Below are 11544 nucleotides of genomic sequence, written 5' to 3' on the forward strand. Positions count from 1 at the left end.
TAATCTTCTCTATTTGCTTTCTAAATTCTCTATTCTATATCCTATCTCTTTATTAGACATTCTATATCCTTCTTTTATCATATCTTCATCAGTTAATCCATTACCTAACAATGAGTCTATAGTAATTTGTTCTCTATTTTTAAAGTACTTATCTAATAAATTTTGTTCTATATCTTCTTGAGATGCTATACTATAATCATCTAATATATGTCTTACATTAAAACCATATTCCCTTAAAGCCCTTCCAACCAATATACTTCTATGACATCTTATTGGGTCTTGCATAGCTCCAAGAATAGCTATCTTATATCCCTTTCTGCATCCATCTTTAAGTCTTTCTATTCCTTTTTTAAAATCATCTTCATGTATTACCTTCTCAAAATCAGCATACCCTTCATTATTATATGAAATCTTATTTAACCTCTTAGCTGCTAATTCTTTTGCCATATATATGTATATAAATCCTGCCTTTGTTAATGAATATCTTATAGTCTCCTTATCAAATTGAACATTATATTTTGAATAAGGAGTTCCTCTTATATCAACTACACAATTAATATTAAAGTGCCTTAGCATCTCTATTAATCTATCAATACTATAATTAGAGTGTCCAATTGTAAATATATCCACACAATCATCTCCCTACTAAAGAATTATATTTTATATAAACTATTATAACTCTACATAATAATTTATATAAAATAATTAGCTAATAAATACTCTAATATTTACTAGCTAATATAACACTATACTATATTTATTAAAAATTTTATTATTTTTTCAATACATTTAATAACTCATCTAAGTTAGCTTTTAGTTCGTTAGCCTTTTCTATACTCATATTTACTTTACAAAAGACCTGCTCTGGGACATCAATAATTTCTTCTTTCAATTCTTTTCCTTCTTTTGTCAGTTCTGCTATAACAACTCTATCATCTTTAGAATCTCTATATCTTGTAATTAACCCCATTGATTCTAGTTTCTTAAGTAATGGTGTAAGAGTTCCTGAATCTAGATGCAATCTTTTACCTATACCTTTTACTGTTGACTTCTCTTCTTCCCATAATACAAGCATTGTTATATATTGAGTGTATGTAAGATTATATTTATCAAGCACTGGCTTATATAATTTTATTATTTCTCTTGATGCTGCATATAAAGAAAAACATATTTGATTATCTAATTTAATGCAATTATCTTTATTCATATACTTCTCCCATCTTATATTTAATTAACTTAATTTTTAAACTCAATTAATATCAATTATTGTATATAGTTCACTTTTATATGTCAACATTATACATCTTTTATTTTAATAACTTCTCAATATCTTGTTTTATCTTAAGCGGTGATGTAGTTGGTGCATATCTTTTAATTACATTTCCATTAGAATCTAATAAGAACTTAGTAAAATTCCACTTTATTTCATTATTTAACATCCCTTTTGCTTCATCTTTTAAATATTTATATATAGGATGTGTATCAGGTCCTTTTACATTTATCTTTTCAAACATAGTAAATGTAACTCCATAATTTAATTGACAAAAATTATTTATCTCAGCATTGCTTGCTGGATCTTGACTTTTAAATTGATTGCATGGAAATCCTAATACTTCTAATCCTTTTTCTTTATATAAATTATACAACTCTTCTAACTCTTTAAATTGAGGTGTAAACCCACATTTACTTGCAGTATTTACTATTAGTACTACTTTTCCTTTGTATTTGCTCATTTTTATATCCTGTCCATTTATATCTTTGGCTAAAAATTCATAAAAATTCATTCTTCATACCTCCTTATAATAATTTACCTAAATTAAATTGTATACAATTTAATTTATTAAAACTATAATATATTCTATTATTATTTTTGTCAAGTTTTTTTATACTATAATATTTTAAATTTTTACACATAATAATCTATATAGAAGGGAGGTTATATATATGAAAAATAACTCTAAAATAGCAATTATAGTTATTGCTATTGTTATTCTTTTAGGCGTGTTTGTAGTAAGTGGCTATAATAGCTTAGTTTCATTAGAACAAAATGTAAATACTGCTCAATCAAATATTGATACACAACTTCAAAGGAGATCTGATCTTATACCTAATTTGGTTAACACGGTAAAAGGATATGCTACTCAAGAAAAAGATATATTTACTGATATAGCTAATGCAAGAAGTAAGCTAGCTGGTGCATCAACTGTTACTGATAAAGCTAATGCTGATAGTGACCTTTCAAATGCACTTTCAAGATTACTAGTAGTTGTAGAACGATACCCAGATTTAAAATCAAATCAAAACTTTAGAGATCTATCAGTTCAATTAGAAGGAACAGAAAATAGAATTGCAATTGCAAGGCAAGATTATAATACTGCAGTAACTAATTACAATACAAAGAGAAGAAAATTCCCAAGTAATATAATAGCTAGTATTTTTGGTTTTGAAGAAAAACCATTATATAAAGCAAGTACTGGTGCAGAACAAGTACCTTCAGTGGATTTTTCTAAATAACTATGAGAATTAAAAATAATGCTTTTAAAATCTTATTTTCTTCTCTTTTTTTATTAATATTATTTTTATCATTAGATGCATTTACCGCAAATGCATCTAATGATATTCCATCTCCAACTTCTTATAAATACATTAATGATTATACAAATACAATAGATATTACTAAAATTAAAAGTATTGTCTCCATCGGTAAAGAACTTGAAGATAAAACTGGAGCTCAAGCCGTTACAGTTATAATAAATTCAACTAATGGAGTTCCAATTGAAGATTATGCTATCGATTTATTTAGAACTTGGGGAATAGGTCAAAAAGGAAAAGATAATGGCTTATTAATCCTACTCGCTATACAGGATAAAGCTTGGAGAGTTGAGGTTGGTCGTGGTCTTGAAGGTGCAATGCCTGATGTATTAAGTAATAGAGTTATGGAATCTATAGCTAAGCCTAAATTTATTGAAGGAAATTATGGAGAAGGTCTACTTGAATCTTATAGTACATTCTCTGATTATATAGCAAAGGAATATAACGTTACATTAAGCAAATCTTTAAATATACAACTTCCTAGCGATGAAAAAGATTTTTCAGGCTATGGTGTTATTGGCATTGGTGGTATATTCTTGGTACTCATCTTGTTAGATGCAATATTTAATAGAGGTAGAGTCTTTTCTACAATACTTAAAATTATTTTTTGGAGTAATATTGGTCGTAGAAATGGTCCTGGTGGATTTGGTGGTGGGTCCGGTGGTGGATTCGGAGGATTTGGTGGCGGTTCTTCTGGTGGTGGCGGTTCTTCTGGTGGGTGGTAAATAATATTAATTTTTAATATACTAATTGAAAGAGAGCACACTAGCTAGTATGCTCTCTTAATTTCACTATGATAATTATCTAATACATCTATAGCTTGTTAACTTAATCTTTGAATAAGAATAGATGCATTAACGTTGACTTCTGATCCACCTGCCAAAACTTGTAGGTTGATATCACCTACAAAGCTAGTATGATTTCTTAAAGTTAAAACATCTCCAGCAGCTGCTGAAATTATAACCATACCTGGATTAGGTTGTGTTCCAGCTTGTGAGCCATAAATAGCTCCAGGAACTACATTATTATTTTGGAATAGTGTAAATTGATTTGGTTGAACTCCTAATACATTAACCCATATTGCATAATTTCCTGCTGAACCTAAAGTAATTGTATTACCTCCAGCTACATGAGTAATAGCACCTACAATTACTCCATTATTGCTAAATACTACATTTTCTCCTAATGATACAGTTTGTGCTCCTAAATTATAGATATATGCATATTCTAATGCAATAGATCCAGTTGCTCCAGTTGCGCCTGTTGCGCCTGTTGGTCCTGTTGCGCCTGTTGGTCCTATTGCGCCTGTTACTCCTGTTGGTCCTGTTACTCCTGTTGGTCCTGTTACTCCAGTTGCTCCTGTTACTCCAGTTGCTCCTGTTACTCCAGTTGCTCCTGTTACTCCTGTTGGTCCTATTGGTCCTTGTGCTCCAGTTGCTCCAGTTGCTCCTGTTACTCCAGTTGCTCCTGTTACTCCTGTTGGTCCTATTGGTCCTGTTGCTCCAGTTGCTCCTGTTTGTCCTGTTGGTCCTATTGGTCCTTGTGGTCCTATTGGTCCTTGTGCTCCAGTTGCTCCTGTTACTCCTGTTGGTCCTATTGGTCCTGTTGCTCCAGTTGCTCCTGTTTGTCCTGTTGGTCCTATTGGTCCTTGTGGTCCTATTGGTCCTTGTGCTCCAGTTGCTCCTGTTACTCCTGTTGGTCCTGTTACTCCAGTTGCTCCTGTTACTCCTGTTGGTCCTATTGGTCCTGTTGCTCCAGTTGCTCCTGTTACTCCTGTTGGTCCTGTTGGTCCTGTTGGTCCTGTTGGTCCTATCAATCCTGTTGGTCCTGTTGGTCCTGTTGCTCCTGTTGCCCCTGTTGCTCCGGTTGCTCCTGTTGGTCCTGTTGCTCCTATTGGTCCTTGTGGTCCTATTGGTCCTTGTGGTCCTACTGCTCCTGTTGGTCCTGTTGCTCCTGTTGGTCCTGCCGGCCCTGTTGCTCCTGTTGACCCTGTTGCTCCTGTTGGCCCTGTTGCTCCTGTTGGTCCGGTTCGTCCTGTTCGTCCTGTTGGTCCGGTTGGTCCTGTTGGTCCTGTTGGTCCTGTTGGTCCGGTTGGTCCGGTTGGTCCGGTTGGACATTTGTGCTTACAATTACAACAATTACAACAATTACAGCAACATTCATTTATTATTTTAATGCACTCATCATCATAATTAGATCTTTCAGTGCAACATCTATCTTCACTTCTTCTTCTATCTCTATTGCTATAATACATAATACACTCTCCTGTAAATTTTAATATTTAATAAAGCATTCTTAACAGAAAAGAGTCTACTCTTTACATATTATGCATAAGCTTATAAAATGGAACCGCATTTTATCCTTATTACCTAATGAATCTAAAATTACTTCCTTCAATCCTAAATTACTATTTATTTCTTATTAAAATTTTTTAGTATATTGTTATAATAAATTAAGGGAAGAGATATTAAATATCCCTTCCCTTATAAATATGTATAACAAACTTACTTAGTGAATCTTTTAACTATATTCTCATATAACTTGTTATCACTTTAATATAAACTTAAATACAGATTAATTTATAATATATTACTTATAAAATTCTTGTGTTGCATAAACCTTATCTCCAGACTTATAAACACCTACACCAATTCCTGTGAAATTCTTTGATAGTATATTTTGTCTATGTCCTGGTGAATTCATCCAATTAGTCATAAATTGATCTGCTAATGCATTAGCATTAGACTCTCCGCCAATATATGCAATATTTTCTCCCCAAGCTTTATAGCTTACTCCATCATTTTTCATTTTTGCAGTTATAAGATTTCCTTGTGGGTCTTTATGATCGAAATATCCTCTATCTCCCATATCTTGAGATTTTATTCTAGCATATTTTTCCATAGTTTTATTGTATGATAAAGTAGGAACTCCTGCTTTTGATCTCTCTGAATTAACTTTTTCAAATATTTTTTGTTCTACTTGAGCCATAAATTTCTCATTAGCTGTTGATACTTGTCCATTTTTATCGCCTGAAGTATTTTTTTTATCTGTATTTGCATCTGTATTTCTGTTATCTGTATTTAGATTTTCTTTCTTCATAGTAGTATTAGAAACTTTTTTCTTCTCTACATTTTTACTATCTTGCAACTTACAGTTTTGTGTATAATTTGAAACTTGTTTATCAGTATAAGCACCCTTATTTGAATTTTCTTTTACTACTTTTACATTTTGTGAGCTACTTAATTCTGTAGCTTTAACTTTGCTATCACTATTAATATGAACATTTTCATCTGGATTTCCCTTTGTTGATTCTACTTGTGCAACTTCATTTTTTGCATCTTGTCCACTCGCTGCAAAAACGCTTGCACCAGCACCTCCTAATAATGTAGCTGTTACTAATATAGCAATTAGTTTATTTTTCATCTGTACCACTCCTTTTTATTTTTTCGGATTCTTACTTTAAATCCAATATCTTATTAGTTAAAGTACTTTTTACTTTTTCTACTGCTAACACTTAAAGTTATAACATATTTTTGTTATCTTATTCATGGTAGATCATTGCTATTCATTGATATATACTACTTTACGTCAAAATTTATCCTTTTTTTCCAACCTTAAAATTTGTACACTTTGGCTCTATAGCTGCCCCCTAATAACTTTCCCAGTATATTCTATGGATATAATTACTATGATAATTTTAAATGTTTTTTCTTGATTTTTAATATTTTTAAGTTCTAAATAAAAAAAGCGCTAATTTGTTAATTAGCGCTTAACTAAGCTTATCTTTATAATTATTATCAAACCTTAATACTTATTCTTTCAGTATAGACCAAAAACTCAATACTCTTCCTTCTTCAAATCCTCTTTTCTTATACATCTTATAGGCTATTTCATTTATTCCAATAACTACTAAATATATTTTTTCTATATTTTTCTTTTCTAAAAAATCTATAGCAGTTTCTAACAATTGTTTTCCATATCCCATTCCCCTATATTCATTACTTAATCCAATATCAAAGGTGCCTTCATTACCATCAATCGTAACATTTAGTACTCCTAAATTTTCGTCTTCACTTGAAACTATAAAATAATAATTCCTTTGATAGTTATCATTTAAAAATTCATTTAATTCATTTTCATCTAATGAGGCTCCATGTGGCATATTATTAAACGCATTATTATAAAGTCTCATATATTCAAACTTATTCTCTTCATTAAGATCTTCAATATGAAGTATTTTATTTCTTTTCTTCCTATCTTTTAAATACATTATTTTAGCTTCATAATCTACATCAAAATTTAATTCATTCAATAATTCTAGCGTTTCTTTTTTTCTAAACCCTAGTAATATCTTTGTAGCTCCATATTCTTCACATTTATTGTATAGTTTATTTATTAGTTCTCTTATTATATCTTTTTTATAATCTACTTCATCTAATACATCTAAGAAATGTATATACGCTATTCCATGTAATGGTATTTCTTGCAATACACATCTTCCTATTCCTACTACAGCATTATTATTAAATACTATAATAACTCCATTTCCATAATCATAAATTTTATTGTTAAACATTTTCTCCATTTCAGAAAAAGAAGTATTACAATCTTTTCTATCTATAAATAAAAGAACTTTATCTTTTTCATAATCATTTAACTCTCTAAAAGTCTTAACAACCATATAAATCCTCCAATCTTTATATTATTAATTATGTAAAATTATAATATAAATATTATAATTAAGTCATTTTAAAATATCTATTATATAAATTGAAACTAACATATCTTTGACTTTATTATGTTTAAATAACTAATAAAGTCTCCATAATTTATTTAGAAAAATATTCCACTTAATTATATCATAAAATATACTTTTCTTATCCACATTATAAAAAAACTAAGCCTAAAGTTAGGATTAATCCCTTTCTCTATACTTAGTCTAATTTATATTTATTAAATATTAAATGTAAAATACAATATTTTATATATCTTTTCTCTAGTTGCTATTTTATCTGTGTAATATTCCTTAGCGTAAGCTTTTATATCAAGTTTATCACTTTTGTCTATCCCATTTCTAATAACCCAGTTTCCTACTTGATTTTCTAAAGTATCTCCATTTGATTTTGATAGATAATATGTTCCAAGTTTTATATTTATATCATTTTGTGCTATCTTCTCTTTCTTAAAATCTTTATATCCAATTTCCTTTGAAAGTTCTACTCCTGTACTATCTGTTAACTTCATTAAACCACATGCTTTTCCCTCTTTATACTCAATAGGATCAAAATTCGTCTCAAAGTTTATTACTGCTGCTACTAATGCTGGGTCTACTTTATATTCTTTTGCATGCTTAATTATTATTTCTTTATCTTTTATTGGAAATATAGTTTCTCTAACTATAAAGCCACCCCCTATAGTTATCACTAATAAAACTATTAATATACCCATTATTTTTCTTATCATAAGTTCCTCCACATCCATTATTAATTTTCTATTTTTTATCTTATATTGCTTAATATTTTATCAATTCTATTTTCTTTTCCACTTTTCAATATGATTAATCTATATATACAATTCCCATGCTCCAACGATCATAATTAAATAACATATTCCAAAATCTCATTTGTTTTTCTTTATTTTCTTTAAACTTTCTCTTATTTTTCATATTCTATTCCTCCTATAAGCTAGGTCCTACCCCATTAAATCCTTCTGTATATTTTTCTACTTGTACAATTGATACAAATTCTGTCTCTACTTCTTTATTGTATCTTTCCAATGCATTTATAACTTGTTTTTGTCTCTTCTTTGCAAGTCCATTATCTCTACTTAATGCATATAAACTAGGTGCTTGAGGTAATCCTGCTAAAAGTGTAGCCTCATCAAAGCTTAAGCTATTAGCATCTTTTCCAAAATAACCTTTTGCTGCTTCACCTATTCCAACATATCCATCTCCAAATGATATTGAATTTACGTATAATTCCAAAATTTCATCTTTCGTGTATTGTCTTTCTAATTGTATTGCAAAAAGTGATTCTTTAAATTTTCTTTTAAAACTTCTTTCATTTGATAAATAAAGATTTTTAGCTAATTGTTGAGTTATAGTGCTTCCACCTTCTACTACTTTTCTAGCTTTTATATTATTTAAAGTTGCTCTTGCAATTGAGATGAAGTCAAGAGCTCCATGATTATAAAATCTATGATCTTCAATAGCTATCATTGATTTTAGAAATTTCTTATCTATGTTTTCTATTTTTACATAATTTTTATTTTCTCTAATCATATTAACTCTCGCCTCCATTGATTTGTTATTTATTATTAAATTTTGATTACAATATCCTAATACTATAATTAATAAAAACATTAAAGTTATAATTCCAAAAAGCATACATCTCCCATTTATAATAAAGTGTCTCATAAAACTTCACCCCTTAAATCTGATTGCTTGTTGCTTTCTATGTTCTTATTATAGGTTCTATAAGATAAATCTCATATTTAACTTCATTACTTTATCCTTTCATTTATGTAAGAAAAAAAGAGACACCAAAATTGATGCCTCTAAAAGTCTTTAACTTACTTATTATATTTTTATTTTTTCTAGCCTATTAGTACCAAATCCTCTTAATACTCTATATAAAATAACATTAACTACAAGTAATATTATTAGTATTATAGCTAGATATATATTTACATTACTTATACTAAACCAATAATAAATAAATGAAGGTGTCGCAATACTTAATCCCCCTATTAATATGGCTATAATCACTGAAATACTTCTTTTTACAACAACTACTTCCGAAGTCCATATCATCATTGGAAATATAAGATTCACTATAAGTCCCATTTGAGATATATAAAATGAAACTAATATTGGTATTACAAATAACCAAATACTCTCCATAATAGTTAGATTTAAAGCAAGTATAAGTATTGGTGTACCTATTAAAATTGGAACTATTGTTATTGCCAGATTTAAATATATCTTAGATTTAAATATATCAATAGTTTCTATAGGTAATGATTTTAAAATCCAAAAGTTTTCTCCTTCTAAAGATATAGAAGATGATGTTGTGTTAGATAATGCAACAAATAAAGATGTCGTAACTATCAATACTAATGGAATTAATTCTTTTGTTGTATTAATCTCAAAAATCATTCCTATAAAGCCATCTCCTACAAATAATATTCCTATTGCCATTATTAGATATAAAAACATTCCTATTGATGTGTTTAATATAACTATAGGCTTTGATATATATCTAATTACCTCTTTATTAAATAGTGTCCTTACTACACCATACTCTTTTAGTTCTTTCATTTTAAAGTTATTCTTTTTATAACTTTCCAAAAGATTTGAGTTTATTTTTACAAATACTTTATTTAATAAAATAACAAATAATATAAATATTCCAACTGATATAGCACTAAATTTTAAGACTCCAGCAAAATTCATATTTACTATCCCATCTATATAATACTTTACAGGTGGATATATTTTATTTAGAAGTTCATTTACATTTGTTGCATTCTTAGTTATATAACTTATTATAGATTCCATATTTGAAGATAATAAAAGTATACCTGGAACTACAATAAATGCTGATATTATAGAAAAAATATTTTTACGCCTTACTTTTGATGAAATATAAGTGAATATAAATCCAAATATACTAGCAATGGCTATTGGAATTAGAGGAATGAAAAGATACATTATAACAGCATTTAAAATCATAATAAATGTAACTTTAGTATTTATAAAATATGCTACTAAAGCTGGTATTAGTGAAATTGCCATAAATGCATAATTTACTAATATTAAATTAATAAGCTTTACAGATAATATTATCCATGGTTTTATAGGAAGTGATATTAGCATATCATAGTCTTTTATTCCAAATATTAATCCTGGCGCTTTATATATTGATGTCCCAAATATTATGAATACTGACATTATAAATCCTTGAGCTACTATAATATCTAACATATTCATACTCTTTAGAGGATCCACCATAAAATTAAAATACATAAAAACTGTTACCCCAAAAGATCCTATCGCAATTATCATTAATATTATAAAAGCTAAAGTTTTATAAAACTTTTTCTTATCCTCTCTATTTAATATAGAATTAAGCTGATAAGAATTTATTAAATCATATTTTAAAAGAGTACCTAAATTATTCATTATCAATCAACTCCATAAATAAATCTTCTAAAGAACTATCGCCTTTAACCTTATCTATATCTCCTTTTGCTACAATTTGTCCATCTTTGATTATAGCAATCTTGTTACATAATTTTTCTGCCACTTCTAATACATGTGTTGAGAAAAATATTGCTCCACCATCTTTACATATCTCCTTCATTATTTGCTTTAATATATGAGATGCCTTTGGATCTAAGCCAACAAAAGGTTCATCTAATACAAGTAACTTTGGTTTATGAATAAGTGCAGATATAATAGCAAGCTTTTGCTTCATTCCATGTGAATATGATGATATTAAATCTCCTAAAGATTTTGTAATCTCAAAAGTATCTGCATATAGAGCTATAAGTTTTTCTCGTTCTTTTTTAGGAACTTTATATATATCTCCAATAAAATTTAAATACTGTATTCCTGTAAGTGAATTATAAATATCTGGATTATCTGGTATATATGCAATCTTCTTTTTGCATTCAATTGGATTTTCTTTAATTGATATACCATCTATAAGTATCTCTCCTTCTTCGAAATCAAGTATACCAACAACTGATTTTATAGTCGTTGTCTTTCCTGCACCATTATGACCAATAAAGCCAAATATATCCCCATCCTTTATTTCTAAAGATACACCTTTAACTGCTGGTTTATCACTTTTATAATATTTATAAAATTTTTTTATAGTTAACATATATAAATCCCCCTCTATATATTCTATTTGTTATATATAATATATAACAAATAGAATATACGTG

Annotated in this window: 12 protein-coding genes; 2 read left to right on the forward strand and 10 right to left on the reverse strand. The window is 28.5% G+C overall.

The genetic code is table 11. The features are described from left to right. Window positions 1–9 precede the first annotated feature (9 nt). From K5V21_RS16320 to K5V21_RS16330, 3 genes are all read right to left on the reverse strand, one after another. Window positions 10–630 (reverse strand): DUF488 domain-containing protein, encoded by a 621-nt coding sequence (locus tag K5V21_RS16320; RefSeq protein WP_221862185.1) that lies wholly within the window; start codon window positions 628–630, stop codon window positions 10–12. 142 nt (window positions 631–772) lie between these two features. Then, window positions 773–1207 (reverse strand): MarR family winged helix-turn-helix transcriptional regulator, encoded by a 435-nt coding sequence (locus tag K5V21_RS16325; RefSeq protein ID WP_204594608.1) that lies wholly within the window; start codon window positions 1205–1207, stop codon window positions 773–775. 100 nt (window positions 1208–1307) lie between these two features. Then, on the reverse strand, window positions 1308–1784 hold the full coding sequence (locus K5V21_RS16330; RefSeq protein WP_221862186.1) for a glutathione peroxidase: 477 nt from the start codon (window positions 1782–1784) through the stop codon (window positions 1308–1310). 160 nt (window positions 1785–1944) lie between these two features. Between K5V21_RS16330 and K5V21_RS16335 the strand changes: the two genes are divergently transcribed. Further along, entirely contained in the window at window positions 1945–2514 is a 570-nt protein-coding gene (locus K5V21_RS16335) for a LemA family protein (protein ID WP_204594610.1), read from the forward strand. A gap of 2 nt (window positions 2515–2516) precedes the next feature. Beyond that, window positions 2517–3317, forward strand: a complete 801-nt coding sequence (locus K5V21_RS16340; RefSeq protein WP_221862187.1) for a TPM domain-containing protein — start codon at window positions 2517–2519, stop codon at window positions 3315–3317. 98 nt (window positions 3318–3415) lie between these two features. On the opposite strand, the gene K5V21_RS16345 is transcribed toward K5V21_RS16340, so the two are convergent. From K5V21_RS16345 to K5V21_RS16375, 7 genes are all read right to left on the reverse strand, one after another. Further along, window positions 3416–4846, reverse strand: a complete 1431-nt coding sequence (locus tag K5V21_RS16345; protein ID WP_280637818.1) for a hypothetical protein — start codon at window positions 4844–4846, stop codon at window positions 3416–3418. 335 nt (window positions 4847–5181) lie between these two features. Continuing rightward, the gene (locus K5V21_RS16350) at window positions 5182–6015 is read right to left on the reverse strand and encodes a CAP domain-containing protein (protein WP_221862188.1); all 834 of its coding nucleotides are present in this window, start codon (window positions 6013–6015) and stop codon (window positions 5182–5184) included. Between the two features lie 388 nt (window positions 6016–6403). Continuing rightward, window positions 6404–7273: a GNAT family N-acetyltransferase gene (locus K5V21_RS16355; RefSeq protein WP_221862189.1), complete on the reverse strand. Its 870-nt coding sequence runs from the start codon at window positions 7271–7273 to the stop codon at window positions 6404–6406. Between the two features lie 272 nt (window positions 7274–7545). After that, window positions 7546–8055: a transglycosylase SLT domain-containing protein gene (locus tag K5V21_RS16360; protein WP_221862190.1), complete on the reverse strand. Its 510-nt coding sequence runs from the start codon at window positions 8053–8055 to the stop codon at window positions 7546–7548. Window positions 8056–8269: 214 nt separating this feature from the next. Next, complete coding sequence (locus tag K5V21_RS16365; RefSeq protein ID WP_221862191.1) at window positions 8270–9007, reverse strand: biosynthetic peptidoglycan transglycosylase; 738 nt, start codon at window positions 9005–9007, stop codon at window positions 8270–8272. 162 nt (window positions 9008–9169) lie between these two features. Further along, the gene (locus K5V21_RS16370) at window positions 9170–10774 is read right to left on the reverse strand and encodes a hypothetical protein (protein WP_221862192.1); all 1605 of its coding nucleotides are present in this window, start codon (window positions 10772–10774) and stop codon (window positions 9170–9172) included. Then, entirely contained in the window at window positions 10767–11480 is a 714-nt protein-coding gene (locus tag K5V21_RS16375; RefSeq protein WP_221862193.1) for an ABC transporter ATP-binding protein, read from the reverse strand. The genes K5V21_RS16370 and K5V21_RS16375 overlap by 8 nt, the downstream gene beginning before the upstream one ends. Window positions 11481–11544 lie beyond the last annotated feature (64 nt).

This window comes from Clostridium sardiniense, from assembly GCF_019753795.1.
Classification (GTDB): domain Bacteria; phylum Bacillota; class Clostridia; order Clostridiales; family Clostridiaceae; genus Clostridium; species Clostridium sardiniense.

Coding starts and splice junctions, on each gene's coding strand:
- K5V21_RS16325 (WP_204594608.1), bottom strand. CDS start 1,207: ATGAATAAAGATAATTGCATTAAATTAGATAATCAAATATGTTTTTCT.
- K5V21_RS16330 (WP_221862186.1), bottom strand. CDS start 1,784: ATGAATTTTTATGAATTTTTAGCCAAAGATATAAATGGACAGGATATA.
- K5V21_RS16335 (WP_204594610.1), top strand. CDS start 1,945: ATGAAAAATAACTCTAAAATAGCAATTATAGTTATTGCTATTGTTATT.
- K5V21_RS16340 (WP_221862187.1), top strand. CDS start 2,517: ATGAGAATTAAAAATAATGCTTTTAAAATCTTATTTTCTTCTCTTTTT.
- K5V21_RS16345 (WP_280637818.1), bottom strand. CDS start 4,846: ATGTATTATAGCAATAGAGATAGAAGAAGAAGTGAAGATAGATGTTGC.
- K5V21_RS16350 (WP_221862188.1), bottom strand. CDS start 6,015: ATGAAAAATAAACTAATTGCTATATTAGTAACAGCTACATTATTAGGA.
- K5V21_RS16355 (WP_221862189.1), bottom strand. CDS start 7,273: ATGGTTGTTAAGACTTTTAGAGAGTTAAATGATTATGAAAAAGATAAA.
- K5V21_RS16360 (WP_221862190.1), bottom strand. CDS start 8,055: ATGATAAGAAAAATAATGGGTATATTAATAGTTTTATTAGTGATAACT.
- K5V21_RS16365 (WP_221862191.1), bottom strand. CDS start 9,007: ATGAGACACTTTATTATAAATGGGAGATGTATGCTTTTTGGAATTATA.
- K5V21_RS16370 (WP_221862192.1), bottom strand. CDS start 10,774: ATGAATAATTTAGGTACTCTTTTAAAATATGATTTAATAAATTCTTAT.
- K5V21_RS16375 (WP_221862193.1), bottom strand. CDS start 11,480: ATGTTAACTATAAAAAAATTTTATAAATATTATAAAAGTGATAAACCA.